This is a genomic window from Novosphingobium profundi (genome assembly GCF_018491765.1).
Classification (GTDB): domain Bacteria; phylum Pseudomonadota; class Alphaproteobacteria; order Sphingomonadales; family Sphingomonadaceae; genus Novosphingobium; species Novosphingobium profundi.
Genome location: NZ_JABWCU010000043.1, coordinates 1 through 16,220, shown reverse-complemented (window position 1 = coordinate 16,220; position 16,220 = coordinate 1). Strand labels below are relative to the sequence as shown.

At 62.8% G+C, this 16,220-nt stretch carries 11 protein-coding genes and 2 pseudogenes; 11 read left to right on the top strand and 2 right to left on the bottom strand.

Translation table 11 applies throughout. From position 1 onward, the window contains the following. From HT136_RS25310 to HT136_RS25260, 11 genes and pseudogenes are all read left to right on the top strand, one after another. Positions 1–188 (top strand): annotated as a pseudogene (locus HT136_RS25310) (IS6 family transposase); the annotation flags it as partial. A gap of 241 nt (positions 189–429) precedes the next feature. Next, positions 430–1,104 carry a TetR/AcrR family transcriptional regulator gene (locus HT136_RS25305; protein ID WP_214202566.1) on the top strand — a complete coding sequence of 225 codons (675 nt, stop codon included), beginning with the start codon at positions 430–432 and terminating at the stop codon, positions 1,102–1,104. Positions 1,105–1,223: 119 nt separating this feature from the next. Then, positions 1,224–2,975, top strand: a complete 1,752-nt coding sequence (locus HT136_RS25300; RefSeq protein ID WP_004207062.1) for a PHA/PHB synthase family protein — start codon at positions 1,224–1,226, stop codon at positions 2,973–2,975. A gap of 3 nt (positions 2,976–2,978) precedes the next feature. Next, entirely contained in the window at positions 2,979–4,403 is a 1,425-nt protein-coding gene (locus HT136_RS25295) for a bifunctional enoyl-CoA hydratase/phosphate acetyltransferase (protein ID WP_004207061.1), read from the top strand. Continuing rightward, positions 4,400–5,593 (top strand): acetate/propionate family kinase, encoded by a 1,194-nt coding sequence (locus tag HT136_RS25290; protein ID WP_103095553.1) that lies wholly within the window; start codon positions 4,400–4,402, stop codon positions 5,591–5,593. The genes HT136_RS25295 and HT136_RS25290 overlap by 4 nt, the downstream gene beginning before the upstream one ends. After that, positions 5,590–6,363: an enoyl-ACP reductase FabI gene (gene fabI, locus HT136_RS25285; protein ID WP_004207059.1), complete on the top strand. Its 774-nt coding sequence runs from the start codon at positions 5,590–5,592 to the stop codon at positions 6,361–6,363. Before HT136_RS25290 ends, fabI begins: the two co-directional genes overlap by 4 nt. Continuing rightward, the gene (locus HT136_RS25280) at positions 6,360–7,595 is read left to right on the top strand and encodes a phospholipase A (RefSeq protein ID WP_036526765.1); all 1,236 of its coding nucleotides are present in this window, start codon (positions 6,360–6,362) and stop codon (positions 7,593–7,595) included. Before fabI ends, HT136_RS25280 begins: the two co-directional genes overlap by 4 nt. 19 nt (positions 7,596–7,614) lie before the next feature. Beyond that, positions 7,615–8,592, top strand: a complete 978-nt coding sequence (locus tag HT136_RS25275; RefSeq protein WP_214202565.1) for an HlyD family secretion protein — start codon at positions 7,615–7,617, stop codon at positions 8,590–8,592. Then, on the top strand, positions 8,589–11,378 hold the full coding sequence (gene rbbA / locus HT136_RS25270) for a ribosome-associated ATPase/putative transporter RbbA (protein WP_214202564.1): 2,790 nt from the start codon (positions 8,589–8,591) through the stop codon (positions 11,376–11,378). Before HT136_RS25275 ends, rbbA begins: the two co-directional genes overlap by 4 nt. Further along, positions 11,375–12,502, top strand: coding sequence for an ABC transporter permease (locus HT136_RS25265; RefSeq protein ID WP_214202563.1), 1,128 nt, complete (start codon positions 11,375–11,377; stop codon positions 12,500–12,502). Before rbbA ends, HT136_RS25265 begins: the two co-directional genes overlap by 4 nt. 33 nt (positions 12,503–12,535) lie before the next feature. After that, positions 12,536–13,942, top strand: a complete 1,407-nt coding sequence (locus HT136_RS25260) for an efflux transporter outer membrane subunit (protein WP_004207053.1) — start codon at positions 12,536–12,538, stop codon at positions 13,940–13,942. Between the two features lie 451 nt (positions 13,943–14,393). On the opposite strand, the gene HT136_RS25255 is transcribed toward HT136_RS25260, so the two are convergent. Together HT136_RS25255 and HT136_RS25250 are read right to left on the bottom strand one after the other, a co-directional pair. Further along, a protein-coding gene (locus tag HT136_RS25255) for an IS3 family transposase (protein WP_214202562.1) occupies positions 14,394–15,538 on the bottom strand; the annotation gives its coding sequence in 2 pieces (ribosomal slippage) (positions 14,394–15,268 and positions 15,268–15,538; 1,146 coding nt in all). 65 nt (positions 15,539–15,603) lie between these two features. Then, positions 15,604–16,059: pseudogene (locus HT136_RS25250) on the bottom strand (heavy metal-binding domain-containing protein); the annotation flags it as partial. Between the last annotated feature and the right edge of the window lie 161 nt (positions 16,060–16,220).

The following is a 16,220-nucleotide window of genomic DNA, read 5'->3' as shown; positions in this document are numbered from 1 at the left end:
CAGCCTACGCCACGATCAAAGGCTTCGAGGTCATGCGCGCCCTACGCAAAGGACAGGCCCGACCATGGTGCCTGCAACCAGGGATCATGGGCGAGGTGCGTCTTGTCGAGCGAGCTTTCGGCATTGGCCCATCAGCCCTGACCGAGGCCATGGAATTACTAAACCAACACCTGGCCACGGCCGCTTGATTGCCATGAAGCGGCGGATCTCACTCGCTCGCGGACGATCTTTGCAACAGAGCCGGAGCGAGCACTGCGTGGTAAAGGTGTCTGATCGACGCCAGGCGTCGCGATCACTCACCAGCGGGACTGCCGTATTTTCAGAGGCGCTTCGCCCATCCTCTGCTGATCGTTCGATTTTTCGGCCGAACAGGCATTGTGCAAGTGCAACCCATAATATATGTTCAATTGAACATATCATGGAGTCTACATGCCGACAGAGATCGCCATTCATCCTCTCCCGTCGCCCCGAGGCCGCAGGCAGAAGGATATGGTTGGTGGCAGACAGGAATTGCTGGCGGCTGCCATCTGCGCATTTTCGCATGACGGGTTCGAGCGCGCAGATCTGAGAGGAATCGCATCGGCCGCTGGCGTCAGTCAAAACCTCATCCGCGTGCATTTCGGAAGCAAAGCTCAACTCTGGAAAGCCTGCCTGGAAGCGATAACACAGAGCACGACCGGAATAATCGCGGAAATTTCCAAGATTGCCTCAGACGATAGCCGTTCGGTTCATGACCGACTTTGCGACGCGATTACGCGCATAATCTATTTTTATTCGGACCATCCCTATGTGAGGGATTTTGTCGTTCGGCACGCAGCGGATAGGTCTGAGCGGTCGACATTGGTTACGGAACAACTGATCCATCCTGCCTATGAAAGTTGTCGGACGCTTTACGAGGCCGGAATCGCTCAGGGCATAATCAGGGCCAGTCACCCTGCGCTCTTTTTCGCGTTGCTGAGCGCCGCTGCCAATCAACCCGCCAGCTTTCCTACTGTCCTGCGATCGCTTGCTCCCGAGATCCCTGAGGACGCCGCCCGAATTCTCATCGCAGAGACCATCGTCGAGACTTTGCTCCACGGCGAGCCATGCGCTCCGCCGCGGTGAACCTCAAAGGGGAGGTACTTAACCTTTCTGCAGGCTGCCGAGCGCCTGCGCAAAGAAACACAGCAGAGGGACTCGCCTGCTCGCAGGCATTGCCGCTCTGCCGCCGCAGGAGATTGAGCATGTCGATCGATGAACACCAAACCGACCCCCTCGACGGCCTCGCCGAGACGCTCGATCACGCAGCGGCTGCGATGGTGGCTCAGGCAACGCATGGCCTGTCTCCCGCAACGCTTGTTCAGGCATGGTCGGACTGGGCGCTCCATCTCGCCATCTCTCCGGGCAGGCAGTTGCAACTGGCTACCAAGCTGGGTCGCAAATATATGCGACTGGCTGATTATGCAGCCCGGCGCGCCGGCGATCCCGACACCCTTCCCGCAATCGAGCCGCTGCCCCAGGACCGCCGCTTCGACGACCCTGCCTGGCGGGAACAGCCCTATGATCTTCTCGTGCAGGCATTTCTGCTGACCCAGCAATGGTGGCACGCCGCCACGACGGGCATAAAGGGCGTGGACCGTCATCATGAAGACATGGTTGCGTTCGCGGCCCGCCAAATCCTCGACATCGTCGCGCCGACGAACATTATCGCGGCGAATCCCGTGCTCCAGAAGCGGATCGTCGAAACAGGCGGGCGCTGCCTCATCGACGGCATCGAGCATCTTTTCGAGGACATGAGCCGCCTTGCACGAGGGGAATCACCGGCGGGAGTTGAGGCGTTCCCGGTTGGCGAGACTGTTGCCGCGACGCCAGGAAAGGTCGTCTATCGCAACGAACTGATCGAACTGATCCAGTATGAACCGACGAGCGGGATGGTCCATCCGGAGCCGGTGCTGATCGTGCCCGCCTGGATCATGAAATATTATATTCTCGATCTTTCGCCGGACAATTCGCTGGTCCGCTGGCTGGTGGGCCAGGGTTACACGGTCTTCGCCATCTCCTGGCACAATCCGGGCAGCGCCGACCGCAACCTCGACATGGACGCCTATCGACGGCTGGGCGCGATGGCAGCGATCGATGCCATCCACGCGATCTGCGGCGACGCGCATATCCACGCGCTGGGTTATTGTCTCGGGGGCACATTGCTGTCCATTGCCGCAGCCGCAATGGCGCGCGATGGCGACGACAGGCTGGCGAGCGTCACCCTGCTCGCGGCCCAGACCGAGTTCAGCGAACCCGGAGAACTTGGCCTTTTCATCGATGAGTCCCAGCTCAATCTGCTCGAGAACATGATGTGGAGCCGGGGCTATCTCGACAGCAGCCAGATGGGCGGTGCGTTCGAGATTCTGCGTTCGAACGATCTCGTCTGGTCGCGGATCCTCACCGAATATCTGATGGGCGAGCGTGCGCCCATGAACGATCTCATGGCGTGGAACGCCGACGGCACGCGCATGCCTTATGCCATGCACAGCCAGTATCTGCGCCGTCTGTTTCTCGATGATGATCTGGCCGAAGGCAAATACAAGGTCGACGGCCGGGCTATTTCCCTGTCGGCGCTGCGCAAACCGATGTTCATCGTAGGAACCGAACGCGACCATGTCGCGCCGTGGAAGTCGGTCCACAAGATCCACATGCTCTCCCCGGCCTCCATCCGCTTCGTGCTGACAAGCGGCGGTCACAATGCCGGCATTGTATCGGAGCCGGGCCACAGGGGGCGTCGCTACAGCGTGCTCGATCGTGTGGAAGACGGCCCCGTGCTCGACGCGGAGGAATGGCTTACGCGCGCCGAGCCGCATGAGGGAAGCTGGTGGACCGCCTGGGGCGAATGGCTGGTCGACCATTCGAGCGAGCCCGTCCCGCCTCCCCCGATGGGATCGCCCGACAAGGGATATCCCGCGCTCTATCCGGCACCTGGCCACTATGTGAAGGAGCGTTGAGCGATGGCCGGTCCAGCGATGATCGAAAACCGCACCTTCGATGAAATCGAAGTTGGCGACACCGCATCGGTCACACGAACGCTCGAGCCGGAAGACATTCAGCTTTTCGCCCTGGTGTCTGGCGACGTCAATCCGGCTCACCTCGACGCGCAATATGCCGCGACCGACATGTTCCGCCACGTCATTGCCCACGGCATGTGGGGCGGCGGCCTCATCTCCGCCGTCCTCGGAACGCAACTACCCGGTCCTGGCACCATCTATCTGGACCAGTCGTTGCGCTTCCGCCGCCCCGTCGCACCGGGCGACACGATCACCGCCTCGGTCACCGTCGTCGAGAAGCGTGCGGAGAAGAAAATCCTGATCCTCGACTGCCGCTGCGCCAACCAGCATGGCGAGGATGTCATCACTGGCCAGGCCCAGGTGATCGCGCCCGGCGAAAAGGTGCTGCGCCCGCGCGCGGAGCTGCCGGACGTTCGCCTCAACGATCATGACAAATATCGCCGGCTGATGGAGCTTGCCGGTGGTAGCGATCCGGTCCCGACGGCGATCGTGCATCCTTGCAGCGAAGCCGCCATCACTGCGGCGCTCGATGCGGCGCAAGCCGGATTGATCGCCCCGATCCTCATCGGGCCCGATGCGAAGATCAAGGCCGCAGCCACTGCGGCCTCGCGCGCGATCGACGGTTTCCGGATCGTGCCGGTGGCGCACAGTCATGCCGCAGCGGCCAAGGCGGTGGAACTGGTGCGCACGGGCGAAGCGCAGCTCGTCATGAAGGGATCACTGCACACGGATGAACTGATGGGCGCGGTAGTCTCTTCCGCTACAGGCCTTCGCACCGAACGACGGATCAGCCATGCCTATGTCATGGACGTGCCTGGCCGGCCGACACCGCTCATCATTACCGATGCCGCTATCAACATCGCCCCCTCCCTCGAGGAAAAGGCCGACATCATCCGCAACGCCATCGATCTCGCGCATGTGATCGGCATGGAGGCGCCCAAAGTCGCGATCCTCGCCGCGGTCGAAACCGTCAACCCGGCAATGCCTTCGACGCTGGATGCGGCGGCGCTCTGCAAGATGGCGGATCGCGGGCAGATCAGCGGCGGCATTCTCGATGGACCCCTCGCCTTCGACAATGCGGTCAGCGAGGCCGCGGCCAGGGAAAAGGGTATCGTTTCCGAAGTTGCGGGCCATGCGGAAATTCTGGTCGTGCCCAACCTCGAAGCCGGGAACATGCTGGCCAAGCAGCTCACATTCCTGGGCGGCGCCGACGCGGCCGGTATCGTGCTTGGCGCGCGCGTGCCGATCATCCTGACGAGCCGTGCCGACAGCCTGCGCACGCGTCTCGCGTCCTGCGCAGTGGCGGTGCTGATGGCGCGCGCCGTGACGCCGGCAGCCCCTGGATTGCCCGGGGGCAAGAGTGCATGAAGGCGGTCGTCAGCCTCAATTCCGGCTCGTCGAGCATCAAATTCTCTCTCTTCGCCATGGAGCCGGGAGGCAGCCTCCAACTCGCGGCCGGCGGAAAGATCGAGAAAATCGGGATAGCGCCAGCGCTGAAGGCCCGAAGGACGGACGGTACGATCCTGCTCGATCGCACCTGGCCGGATGGCGCAGGCCTTACCCACGCCGACTTGCTGGCCGATCTTTTTTCCTGGGCGATGCAGCATCCACTTGAAGGCTATGAGATCGCCGCCATCGGACACCGCATCGTCCATGGCGGCACAGAATTTTCCGTCCCGCGGCGCATCGATTCTGAATTGATCGACAAGCTGGAAGCACTTTGTCCGCTGGCGCCCCTGCATCAGCCCCATAACCTGGCTGCCGTCCGGGCGATCACCAAGCTTGATCCCGACCTGCCTCAGGTCGCCTGCTTCGACACCGCTTTCCATCATGACAAGCCAGCCCTCGCCTCTCGTTTCGCAATCCCCCGTGCGCTTCACGACCAGGGCATCCGTCGCTACGGTTTTCACGGCCTTTCCTATGAATATATCGCCCGGCGCCTCGCCGCGATCGACCCGGCGCTGGCCTCGGGCAAGGTCATCGCCGCACATCTGGGCAATGGCGCGAGCCTTTGCGCCATGGCGGCGGGGCAAAGCGTCGACACGACCATGGGGTTCACCGCGCTCGACGGTTTGATGATGGGCTCCCGCTCGGGCAGTCTCGACCCCGGTGTCGTGCTGCATCTCATGACGCAGATGGGCATGGGCGCCAAGACGATAGAGGATATGCTTTACAGGCAATCGGGCCTTCTGGGCGTGTCGGGCATTTCCAGCGACATGCGCACGCTTGCCGCGAGCGACGCACCCGAAGCGAAAGAAGCGATTGATCTCTTCGCCTGGCGGGTAGCCCGTGACACCGGCGCCCTTGCCGCTTCGCTGGAGGGTGTGGACGGGATCATCTTTACTGCTGGCATCGGCGAAAATGACGCGGGCATGCGCAGTCTTATTGGTCGCCGGCTCCAATGGCTGGGCCTTGAGATCGATGATCGCGCCAATGCTGCAGGTGAGACGCTGATCAGCGCCCCCGAGAGCCGGATCAAGGCCCTCGTCATCCCCACCGACGAGGAACGCATGATCGCAATTCACACGCTCAGCCTGCTGCAGGAGACCGCCCAATGACACCGCTTGTAGATCTGACCGGCAAGCGCGGCCTCGTCATCGGGATCGCAAACGAACATAGCATCGCGGCAGGATGCGCGGAGGCATTTGCCCGGTGCGGCGCCCGGCTTGCCGCCACCTATCTCAACGAAAAGGCAAAGGACTGGGTCCAGCCTGTCGTCGACCAGCTCGGCGTCGAATGGACTGCGCCGTGCGATGTACGCATCCCCGGCGAACTCGAGGCGCTTTTCGGCCAGGTGCAAGAACGCTGGGGTGGCCTCGATTTCCTGCTGCACTCGATCGCCTTCGCGCCGAAGGAGGATCTCCACGGTCGGGTGGTCGACAGCAGTGCGCAAGGCTTCTCGACGGCGATGGACGTGTCCTGCCACAGTTTCCTTCGCATGGCGAAGCTCGCCGAACCGCTGATGGCAACGGGCGGATGCCTGCTTTGCGTGACCTTCTATGGTTCGGAGCGGGTGGTCGAACACTATAACCTGATGGGTCCCGTCAAGGCGGCCCTGGAAAGCGCAACGCGCTATGTCGCCGCGGAACTGGGCGCCAAAGCCATTCGGGCACACGCTATTTCACCAGGGCCGATTGCCACCCGCGCCGCAAGCGGAATCGACCGGTTCGACGAGTTGCTCGATCGGGCTGCCGCGCAGGTTCCCGCAGGAAAATTGGTTGACGTAAGCGACGTCGGCGCGCTGGCCGCCTTCCTCGTCAGCGATGCCGCGAAGCGGATCACCGGCACGATCATTCCGGTCGATAACGGGCAGCATCTTTTCGCGTGATCGTTCGGGCTGCCCCTCTTGCCCTCGCAGCCAGCGCCGTACTGGCGTCGCAGGCGCACGCGCAAGCTGCTCTGGAGTATGTCGTCCAGCGCGCAGGCAACCGCGATCAGAGCGGACATATCCTTGTCGATGTGCGCGTTCTCAATGCCGGGGCGGCCGCGCAGGAGGTTCGCCTTCCCGACGAGGTTGCGGCCGATCTGGTCAGCAACGGCACGTATCGAAAGGTCTGGCTGCAACGAGGCGAAAAACAGGCTGCGGTTCTGACGATCCGGGCCAATGGCTTTGCGGCGGCGCGCTACCGGATCGACTTTCAGGACGTCATGGACGGCGCGGCCTTGTCCATTCCCTCCTGGTCAACGCAGCAAATCCTCCTGACGATCGGCGTCGATCCTGAGGCCGACCGCTCTGCCCCGGTCGCCCTGACTGCCGCGCCCTCGCTCACGCCTCCGACCTCTCCGCAGATATCGCCAGACTCCGTCACACCATCGCCGACAGACCGAACCCGGGGCAATGCTTTCATCCCCAATCTCTCGGTCTACGAACCGATCTATGCGGTCTATGGCCCCGGGACCAACACCGACGCACGCATCCAGATCAGTTTCAAATATCAGCTGTTCGGAAGTCGAGCGCGGATGGACCGCTCTCCCTCGCTGATCGACGGCCTCTATTTCGCCTATACCCAGCGCATGTTCTGGGACGTGGCGGCGAAATCCTCGCCCTTCCGCAATATCGATTATCAACCCGAGCTCTTCTATCTCTCGCCTGCCCTGCCCGTGTCAGATAAGGCCACGATCAGCGGCCAGATCGGCCTTCGCCATGAGTCCAATGGACGCGATGGCGCAGCCTCGCGCAGCCTCAACATGCTCTATCTGGCCCCGATGGCCGGCTTCTCGCTCGGCGAGGACCGAAGGCTGACGATCGCGCCGCGGCTGTGGCTCTATCTCGGAAACCTTTCGGACAATCCTGACATTCGCCGATATCGCGGCAATAGCGGGCTTTTCATTGAGGCCAGCGAGGATGATGGGCTGCGCGTCTCGGCTTCTACCCGTCTCAACCTGGGTAGCGGCAAGGGAGCTCTGACCGCCGAGCTCTCCTACCCGTTCCGGCGTATCCTGGGCGGAGGCCCGGACTTCTATCTCTTCGGCCAGGGCTTCACCGGCTATGGCGAAAATCTGCTCGACTATAACAAGCACGTGACGCGCCTGCGGATCGGCGTGGCGCTCGTGCGATGAACGCTCAAGGAGGTATAGCGTGAAGCTGCGGGGCCCTATCGTCATTCCCATTCTGGCCGTCGTCCTCATCGCCCTGGCTTTCGGGCTGTGGTGGATGTTTGGACGCACCGACAAGCTCCCCAATACCATCGTGCGCGGCAACGGCCGTCTCGAGATGACGCGCACCGATATTGCCGCCAAATATCCTGGCCGCCTGATGTCGCTTGACGTCCATGAAGGTGATCTCGTCGGGGCGGGTCAGGTCATCGCCCGGCAGGATGATGTAGACCTCAAAACCCAACTCGCCGGAGCGCTTGCCAAGCGCGAACAGGCAGTGTCCGCCCTCATGCGCGCGCAAGGGGAGCTCGCCGCGCGGGACAGTCAGGCTCAGCTCGCCCGCATCGACTGGGTCGAGACCGGCAAGCTGCGGGAGCGTGACATGGTCTCGAACGTCGAGCTGGAGCAGCGTCGCCTGGCCTTGGGTGCTGCGCAAGGTGGCGCCCAGGCGGCGGGCGGCGGTGTCGGCGAGGCACGCTCGGCCATTGCCCAGGCCGACGCCCTGATCGCGCAAACCAGAGCCGGCCTTGCCGACCTGCGGATCATCGCACCGACGCCCGGGCGCGTCGAATATCGGATCGTCGAGCCTGGAACCATGTTGCCACCGGGCGGCAAGATCGTGTCGCTGGTCAATGCCGAGGATGCCTGGCTCACCATCTTCCTGCCCGCTTCGGTCGCCGGCAAGATCAGGATCGGCGACGAGGCACGCATTCTTCCGCAGGGTTTTGGCGACGCCATTCCCGCGCGCGTCAGCTTCGTGGCGCCCGATGCGCAGTTCACGCCAAAATTCGTCGAGACGGCCAGCGAACGCGAGAACCTGTCCTACCGGGTGAAGCTGCAGATCGCGCCTGATCTCGCCCGTGGCCTGGACGGAAGGCTGAAAGCCGGCATGACGGCGGACGGGTTCGTGCGCACCGATACGCGCCAGCCCTGGCCCGACCTCACCAAGATCGACAAATGATCCCGCCCGCTCAGATCCTCCCCGAAGAGGCGATACGGATCGAAAGCCTTTCGCATCGATATGGCGGTATCGTCGCCCTGAACGAGGTTTCGCTCTCCCTGCCCAAGGGGAAGACCACCGCGCTGGTCGGGCCCGATGGCGTAGGCAAGTCGACGCTGCTCGGCCTCATATCCGGCGTGAAAAAGCTGCAAACGGGACGTCTTTCGGTTCTCGGCTTCGATCTCACCGAGCGTCGCAAGCGGGAGGAGTTCCTTTCCCGCGTCGCCTATATGCCCCAGGGGCTTGGTCGCAATCTCTACCCGACGCTTTCCGTCCGCGAGAATATCGACTTCTTTGGTCGCCTCTTCGGACTGTCTGCAGTCGAGCGGGAAGCGCATATGCGGCGCTTGCTGGACGCGACGGGGCTTGCACCCTTTCCGGACCGGCCCGCCGGCAAACTTTCGGGCGGCATGAAGCAGAAGCTGGGCCTGTGTTGCTCGCTGGTGCACGATCCGGATCTGCTCATCCTCGACGAACCCACCACGGGGGTAGACCCTCTTTCACGACGGCAGTTCTGGGAACTGGTGGATGCGATGTGCGCGGAGCGGCCGGACATGACCGTGCTGGTCTCCACGGCTTACATGGAAGAGGCAGAGCGCTTTGGCCACCTCGTGGCGATGGACGATGGCAAGGTGATCGCGCAAGGGGATACGCGCGAGATCATGCGTGACGCGGGCGCGGATACGCTCGAAGCCGCCTATGTTCGCCTGCTTCCGCAAGACAAGCGGCCATCGGGCGACGCGCTGGTCGTGCCGGCCTGGCAGGACAAGGGCGAAGCGCCGGCAATCGAGGCGCATGATCTGACGCGGCGCTTTGGTGATTTCGTAGCGGTCGATCATGTGAGCTTTCGCATCGGACGCGGCGAGATATTCGGTTTTCTGGGCTCGAACGGCTGCGGCAAGACCACGACCATGAAGATGCTGACCGGCCTGCTCGATGCGACGGACGGAACGGCCAGCCTTTTCGGGCGGCCGATCGCCCCCGGAGACATGGAGACGCGCATGCGCGTGGGCTATATGTCGCAGGCCTTCTCGCTCTATGAAGAGCTTTCGGTTCGCCAGAACCTGGTCCTTCATGCGCGGCTCTATCGCGTGCCACGCCAGCAGGCAGGCGAACTGGTTTCGGCCGCGCTTGCCCAGTTCGAGCTCGAAGCCCATGCCGATGCCGTTCCCGCCGCTCTGCCGCTCGGCATACGGCAACGCCTGCAACTCGCCGCCGCCTGCCTCCATCGACCCGAGATCCTGATCCTGGACGAGCCCACGTCCGGCGTCGATCCGGCGGCGCGCGACATGTTCTGGCGCCATCTGATCCGCCTCTCGCGCGATGAAGGGGTAACGATCTTCGTCTCCACCCACTTCATGAACGAGGCGGAACGGTGCGACCGCATATCGCTGATGCATCGCGGGCGGGTTCTGGCGGTCGGCGCGCCGACGGAACTCACACAGCGATATGATGCGCAGCGGCTCGAGGATGCTTTTATCGCTGTCCTCGAGAAGGATAATGACGAAGCGCCGACTGCTTCCGCCCATCTGCCGGTCGATGCTTCGGTCGCTTCGTCCACTCCTGCCGCCGGTGCGCGATCGACGGCTCCCGGCCGGCCGCGATTACCAACCGCTGCCGGCAGCTGGCCGGGCTTCGCCTGGGCCTTTGCCCGGCGCGAAGCGACCGAACTCATGCGCGATCGCATCCGGCTCGCCTTCGCGCTGATCGGCCCGATCATCCTGCTGTGCATTGCAGCCTACAGCATTTCCTTCGACGTCCAGAATATCCGCCTTGCCGTTCTCGATCATGACCGCAGTGCCGCCAGCCGTGACCTGCAACTTTATTTTGAAGGGTCACGCTATTTCCAGGTTGAGCCCGAACTTGCGAGCGACGCGGCCGCCGATCAGGCGCTGCGCGAGGCATCGACCAAGATGGTGCTGGACATACCCCCCGGCTTCGGACGCGATCTGACCGCAGGGCGGCGGCCCGCGGTCGACGTGCGGATCGACGGCGCGAGTCCTTTCCCCGCGTCGAACGCCCGCGCTTATGCCGAGGCTGTTCTCCTTCGCTACGCAATGGACCAGTTGCGGTCCGCGCAGCCCTTCGCTGTGCCTGATCTCTCGTCCACAATCGAACCGCGCTTCATCTACAATCAGGAGTTTCGCAGCATCTACGCCATGGCGCCGGGCGTCCTGATGCTCTGCATGATCCTCATTCCCGCGATGCTGACGGCCCTTGGGGTCGTGCGCGAAAAGGAAATCGGCTCGATCACCAATCTCTACGCTTCGCCGGCGAGCCTGGGCGCATTCCTGGTCGGCAAGCAGATGCCCTATGCCCTTCTTGCGATGATCAGTTTCGTGACGCTGATCCTGGTGACTGTCTTCATTTTGGGAGTACCGCTCAAGGGGTCCTTGCCGGCCCTTCTGATCGGCGGGTTCCTCTTCATTCTGTCTGTCACCGGGCTGGGGCTGATGATCTCGGCCTTTGTGCGCTCGCAGGTCGCCGCCATCTTCGCGACATCCCTCATCTGTCTTATTCCGTCGGTGAACTTCTCCGGGCTCCTTTACCCCGTTTCCACCCTGACAGGCCCGAGCCATATCATCGGGCTGACCTTCCCCTCCTCCTGGTTCCAGATCGTCAGTCTCGGCACATTCACCAAGGGTCTGGGCATGGCCAGTTTCGGCCAGGCCTATCTGGCCCTGATGGCGCTCGCATTCCTCTTCGTGGGCGGCGCACGCCTGATGCTGGGAAAGCAGGAGAAATGACGCGCTGGATTCTCAACGTTGCGCTTCTGAGCGGCAAGGAACTGCGCAGTGTCATGAAGGATGTGACGCTGATGGCGCTTATCCTCTTCGCTTTCACCGTGGCGATCCAGCTTGTTGCGAACGGGGTACGCGCAGAGGTCATGAACGCTTCGGTCGCGATCATGGACGAGGATCATTCCGAACTGTCGCGCCGGCTGCGCGATGCCATCCAGCAGCCCTATTTCAAACCACCCGAGGACATCGAGCGATCCGCGATCGGCCCTGCGATGAACAGCGGAAAATATATCTTCGTCATCGAAATCCCGCCCCGCTTCGAAGCCGATACGCTCGCGGGCCGGTCGCCTTCCGTCCAGATTCTCGTCGACGCGACCGCCATGACGCAGGCAGGTCTGGGCGCTGCCTATTTCCAGCAGATATTCGCGCAGGAAACGCTCGACTTCCTCCATGCCCGGGGCCTCCTGGAGACGCTGCCGGTCCAGGTCGAAAGCCGGATGCATTTCAATCCCAACGCCCAGTCGGCCTGGTATACCTCGGTCATGCAGATCGTCACCAACGTGACGGTGCTCTCGATCATCCTCGTCGGCGCGGCGGTGATCCGTGAGCGTGAGCATGGCACGATCGAGCATCTGCTGGTGATGCCGGTGCGCGCCAGCGAGATCGCCTTCGCCAAGATCCTTGCCAACGGCCTCGTCATCCTGCTGGCCTCGATCGCGTCCCTCTGGTTCGTCGTTCATGGCGTTCTGGGCGTGCCGCTGACCGGATCTCTCCTGCTCTTCACTGCCGCGATGTTTCTCTACCTCTTCTCGGTCACCTCGCTCGGCATGTGGATGGCAACGCTCGCGCCATCCATGCCGCAGTTCGGGCTCTTCGCAGTGCCCGTCTACGCCATCGCTTATCTGCTCTCGGGAGCGGCAACGCCGCTCGAGAGCATGCCCTCGGCGATCCGGACGATTGCGCTATGTCTGCCGACCACCCAGTTCGTCAGCCTCTCCCAGGCGATCCTCTATCGCGGCGCGGGCGTGCGAACGATCCTGCCGGAACTCGCGATCATCTGCGGCTCGGGCGTGTTCTTCGTGGCGATGGCCGTCAGCCGCTTCCGTTCGATGCTCTCAAGGCAGGGCTAAAGGTCATGGATGACATCACCCAGGAAAATCAGAATGCATAGCCAATTGCTTCCTCCATCGCTCGCGCTGCTGCTCACCGCTTGCGCCAGCGTCCCGAACACGCCCGCGCACGCGCCACGCATCACTCCGCCCAATCGCCTGGATGCGGCGGCGGCGAACGACGCGGCAATAACCGGGACAGACCGCTGGTGGACGGCGTGGGGCGATCCCGCTCTTGATGCGCTGGTCGAGAAATCGCTCGAAGCAAACGCCGATATCCGCGCTGCAAAGGCCCATGTCGCCGCCGCGCGTGCGCTAGTCACTGTCGCGGAATCGGCGCTTTATCCTACCGTTGCCGCAAATGGCACAGCGTGGGCCAGTCAGAGCGATGCCGGGATCGATGACAAGTGGCAGGCCATGCTGCCGTCGCTGTCCGGAAACAGCGGCAGTGGATATCTGGTGGGTCTTGGAGCCACCTGGGAGGCTGACCTGTTCGGTGGACGCCATGCCGACGCCGAAATGGCGCGCGCGCTTTCCGAAAGCACCGCACGAACGGCCGATGGCGTCAGGCTCATGGTCGCCGCCGATGTCGTCGAAAATTATCAGCAGCTGCAGGGGCTGAGGCGGCGCCTCGATGTCCTCGATCGCAGCGAGGCTACGGCCAGTCGCCTTGTCGATTATGCGGCCGCCCGGCAGCGGACGGGCGCCGCGACAGCGGCCGATGTCACCCGCGCCCGCAATGGACTGGAGGCGCTGCGCGCCTCCCGCCCGGCCCTCACATCCCTCGTCGATGCGCGCAAGCGGCGACTGGCCGTGCTGGCGGGCGACGTCCCCGAACAGGCGCCGGATATGGTCGCCTCCGCCACTTTTGAGACGCCAGATGCGCCCACCGGGCAACTTCCTTCCGACATTCTTGATCGCCGGCCTGATGTCGCGGCGCGATCATGGCTGGTGAACGCGCGTGCGGCGCGCCTCAAGAGCCTGAAGGCCGATCTGCTTCCGCGCTTCGCCATCCATTTTCTGGGGCAGAACGGGCATATCGAACTGGGCGGCCTGCCGGGCTATGGCGGAACCGGAGGTCTGGTCGGCCTTTCCGCATCGATGCCGCTTTTCAATGCCGGAAGGTTGCAGGCCAGTGTCAAGGCGGGCGATGCCGAACTTGAGGCTGCTCTCGCCAATTATGACCAGGCCATGCTGTCGGCGCTCGAGGAAGTTGAATCCGCTTATGGTTTTCGGGCGGGGCTGGACGAACGCCTGGCCGGGCTTATCCGTACATCCGACATGGCCCGCCGACGCGCCGACCAGCTGGCGATATTGTACGATGCCGGACGCACGCAGTTGGGCGATGTGTTGCAGGCCCGATTGGATGCGCTCTCGGACGAGGACAAGATGGAACAGACCCGCATCGCACAAGGAACGGCAACCGTTCAGCTCTATCGTGCGCTGGGGGGCGGCTGGTAAGGTTGCGCCGGGCCGCTCGGCCAGCGTCGAGGTCTGCTTTTCCGCCTTTTGAGGGCCACGCAGATCGACGAACTCAGCTGACCGATCACGACAAAATGCAGGTCGCTGAGTGACGCTGCAGGATCAACCTCATGATGTGACTGGGAAAAATGCGGCCTCGTATCAATTTTCCAGTCATCAATTAGGTGCCAGGCACAGTGGAATAAAATCTAAAGGTCAACTGTGCTATTCCTGCTTTAGAGCTATGAGAGCGCGCATGCGCCGAACAGAATAGGTGAGCCATGAAGGAGTTTCTCGAACGTGCGGCGAAGGCAGGTGCATTGTCGTTTCGTGACTTGCATATCATTCTCGATGCTCTACCGATCTGAGATGGTCCCGCCTTCTTGGACAGTTTGGCGGCTGAGTTAAGCTAATCCCGGTTGTCGTTCATGCCGCCTGTTTGATTATCAGATCATGGGGGCATGCCCCCCATGATCTGATCGTCCGATCTGCCGATAGGCTCCACCGGGGTTCTCCCGGCAAGGCCCGAGTGCGGCCGCTGGGTGTTGTAATAGGTAATCCATCGGCCAAGACCAGCGCGCAGCTCGGAACCAGTCTCGAAGGCATGGAGATAGACGCACTCGTACTTCAGGGAGCGCCAGAGCCGCTCGATGAAGACATTGTCCATCCACCGGCCCCGGCCATCCATGCTGATGCGGACCTCGGCGTCGCGCAGCACGCTAGTGAAGGCTTGCGACGTAAATTGGCTGCCTTGATCGGTGTTGAAGATCTCGGGCTTGCCGTAGCGGGCCAGCGCTTCCTCCAGTGCCGCGACGCAGAAGCCCGCATCCATCGTGTTCGACAGCCGCCAGGCCAAGACCTTGCGGGTGGCCCAGTCCATGATCGCGACCAGGTACAGGAAGCCGCGCCGCATCGGAATGTAGGTCACGTCGGCGCACCACACATGGTTGGGCCGTTCGATCGCCAGTTTACGCAGCAGGTACGGATAGACCCGGTGCTGCGGGTGCGGATCGCTCGTGCGCGGCCGCTGGTAGATCGGTGTCAGACCCATCATTGCCATCAGTCGCCGTGCCCGACGACGACCGATCTCGTGTCCGGCGCGCCGCAGATGCCGGGCCATCTGACGACTGCCATACCACGGGCAGTCGAGGAACGTCGCGTCGATCACTGTCATCAGCGCCAGCGTCTCATCCGTCTCTGGCACCGGGACATAGTAATAGGACGAGCGGCTGATCCGCAGCAGGCGGCATTGCGCCGTGATCGACAGGCGGTGGTGAGCAGCTTCGACCATCGCCCGCCTCCGGTCCACGCTCATCGACCGAAGGCTTTCGCTAAAAAATCCCGCTCGATGACCAACTGCCCGATCTTGGCGTGCAGCTTTTCCACCTCGCTCTCGCTGACGGACTTGCCGGCATCGCCAGCCCCGGAGAACGTGCCGGCCATCCCGTCGATGGCCTGCCGCTTCCAGGACGCGATCATCGTGTGGTGCACGCCATGCTTGGCTGCCAGCTCCGCCAGCGTCAGATCGCCCCGGATCGCTTCCAGCGCAACCTTGGCCTTGAAATCAGCGCTGTAGCGCTTCCTTGTCGTCTTCATTCCCGTACCAATCCGTCAGGTCGGGAGTAGCTTAACACCCTGTCCAGAAAACTGGCACCACTTCAATCGGCGTCACGGAAAGCCTGCGGGAAAAGCTGCGGCGCAAATGTCGCGACGATGCTGTATCCCCAGGCGACGCCGGTGCCCATCGCGATCAGCGTGAACATGTTGAGGCTGCGGTTGACGATCGACGCCCAGCCACGCTCGAAGAACGGCCAGCCCGCCCACAGCACCACCGGGGTCGCCAGTACGAACTGGATCCAGATCGAGAGGTTCATCGGCACCAGATGGTGCAGCGCCGGGATCAGGTGGCCGCCCATCTCCAGCAGGAACACGGGCAAGGCGAGCGCGAGGCCGATCCAGAAGCGCCGGGTCATATCGGCAAGTTCGGGACTCGGTCCGGCATCCGCCGCCGCGATCAGCGGCTCGAGCGCCATGCCGCAGATCGGGCAACTGCCCGGAGCGTCCCGGCGGATTTCCGGATGCATCGGGCAGGTCCAGATCGTCCCCTCCGTTGCGGCTGCCGTTACCGCCACAACGGGGTGATGCTCATGGGGGCTCTGTTGCAAACTCTGCTGCGGTTGCCAAGGTTGGGTCCTTGGATTGGTAAGGTCGGTTGTGATGGACGATTTCAAAGGGCGGCATTTTACCGGAGAGGTCATCCTGTGGGCGGTACGCTGGT

Bases quoted from the DNA above. Each gene is read 5' to 3' on its own strand.
- HT136_RS25305 (WP_214202566.1), top strand. From the start codon at position 430: ATGCCGACAGAGATCGCCATTCATCCTCTCCCGTCGCCCCGAGGCCGC.
- HT136_RS25300 (WP_004207062.1), top strand. From the start codon at position 1,224: ATGTCGATCGATGAACACCAAACCGACCCCCTCGACGGCCTCGCCGAG.
- HT136_RS25295 (WP_004207061.1), top strand. From the start codon at position 2,979: ATGGCCGGTCCAGCGATGATCGAAAACCGCACCTTCGATGAAATCGAA.
- HT136_RS25290 (WP_103095553.1), top strand. From the start codon at position 4,400: ATGAAGGCGGTCGTCAGCCTCAATTCCGGCTCGTCGAGCATCAAATTC.
- fabI (WP_004207059.1), top strand. From the start codon at position 5,590: ATGACACCGCTTGTAGATCTGACCGGCAAGCGCGGCCTCGTCATCGGG.
- rbbA (WP_214202564.1), top strand. From the start codon at position 8,589: ATGATCCCGCCCGCTCAGATCCTCCCCGAAGAGGCGATACGGATCGAA.
- HT136_RS25265 (WP_214202563.1), top strand. From the start codon at position 11,375: ATGACGCGCTGGATTCTCAACGTTGCGCTTCTGAGCGGCAAGGAACTG.
- HT136_RS25260 (WP_004207053.1), top strand. From the start codon at position 12,536: ATGCATAGCCAATTGCTTCCTCCATCGCTCGCGCTGCTGCTCACCGCT.